At 59.3% G+C, this 1,332-nt stretch carries 1 protein-coding gene and 1 other annotated feature; the gene reads right to left on the bottom strand.

Annotated features, from left to right (window positions below):
- Positions 1-45 precede the first annotated feature (45 nt).
- A protein-coding gene (locus tag EB836_RS17990; RefSeq protein ID WP_135542814.1) for an IS3 family transposase occupies positions 46-1,268 on the bottom strand; the annotation gives its coding sequence in 2 pieces (ribosomal slippage) (positions 46-989 and positions 989-1,268; 1,224 coding nt in all).
- Positions 867-999, bottom strand: a sequence feature (AL1L pseudoknot). It overlaps the preceding gene by 133 nt.
- Positions 1,269-1,332: the final 64 nt, after the last annotated feature.

Raw genomic sequence — 1,332 nt, 5'->3', positions numbered from 1 at the left:
TGTCAAGTCCCGGGTTTTCTAGAGGCTGAGCGTTCGTTCAGTTTCTTAGGCTGCTAATTCCTGTAGGCTCGTGTAGTGGGTTGCTTCGATTTCGGCGGGAGTCTGATACCCAAGCATTGAATGTAGCCGTTCGGTGTTGAACCAATGCACCCACTCAGCCGTCGCGGCTTCGACATCGTCACGACCGGACCAGGGGCCGTCGGTGAAGATGAGCTCGTACTTGTATAACGAGTTCAGCGCTTCGGCCATGGCATTGTCGTAGCTATCGCCGACCGATCCCACCGACGCTACTGCCTCAGCCTCAGCCAATGCCTCGGTGTAGCGCAGAGCCCGATACTGCACTCCTCTGTCCGAGTGGTGGGTCAGCCCTGCAACGTCGTGACCTGCACGTTTACGGCCCCATATGCCCATGTTTAAAGCATCGAGGGCGAGATCTGTATACATTCGCGTCGAGGTCTGCCAGCCGATGATCATCCGGGAGAAGACGTCGAGGACGAACGCGACGTAGACGAAGCCGGCCTCGGTGGGAACGTACGTCAGATCCGCGACCCAGAGACGATTCGGCCCCGTGGCGGTGAAGTCACGTTTGACGAGGTCAGCCGGTCGTTTCGTCTCGGGACCGGGTTTCGTCGTCCGTGGGAACGTCCCCCGAACAACACCGCGAATTCCCAGCTGCTGGCACAGTCTCTCGACTGTGCAGCGAGCCACAGGGCCATAGGTCCTTGTCAGCTCGGCGTGGATCTTGCGGACGCCGTAGACCTTGTTGCGGCGGTGAGTATGGATAGCCATGATCCTTTCTTTGAGCGCCGCGTCGCGCTGGGCTCGAGCACTGACCGGACGGTTCTTGAAGGCGTAGTACGTCGATGGGGCGATGCTGATGCCTAGGTCTTGTCGCACGACCTGGCAGATCGGTTCGATTCCCCACCGGTGCTTGTTCTCGTCGATGAAGGCGACGATCACTTCTGTAGGCGGTCGAACTCCGCCTTGCCGAAAAACGCGGTCGCTGATCGGAGGATGTCGTTGGACTTCCGCAGCTCCCGGTTCTCTTTCTCCAGCCGCCGGATCCGTGCCTGGACGTCCTCGGTCTCGACGGGCAGGTTGGCGGCTTCGGCCTTCTTGACCCAGTTGCGCAGGGCTTCCTTGTTCACATTGGTCTGTTCGGCGATGCGGGCGATGGCACCGTTTCGAGTCTCGGGGTCTCGGCGGGCCTCGAGAGCCAGCCGGGTAGCTCGTTCACGTACTTCTGGTAGATATTTCGAGGTAGGCATGATGTGTTGAGGGTAGTCCTTTCTTGGGTAACCGCATACCCTCCATCAAACCAAGGACGAATCA

This window comes from Brevibacterium sp. S111, assembly GCF_004745075.1.
GTDB lineage: Bacteria > Actinomycetota > Actinomycetes > Actinomycetales > Brevibacteriaceae > Brevibacterium.
Note: the sequence above shows the minus strand (reverse complement) of the source record. Positions and strands in the feature narration are given on the sequence as shown.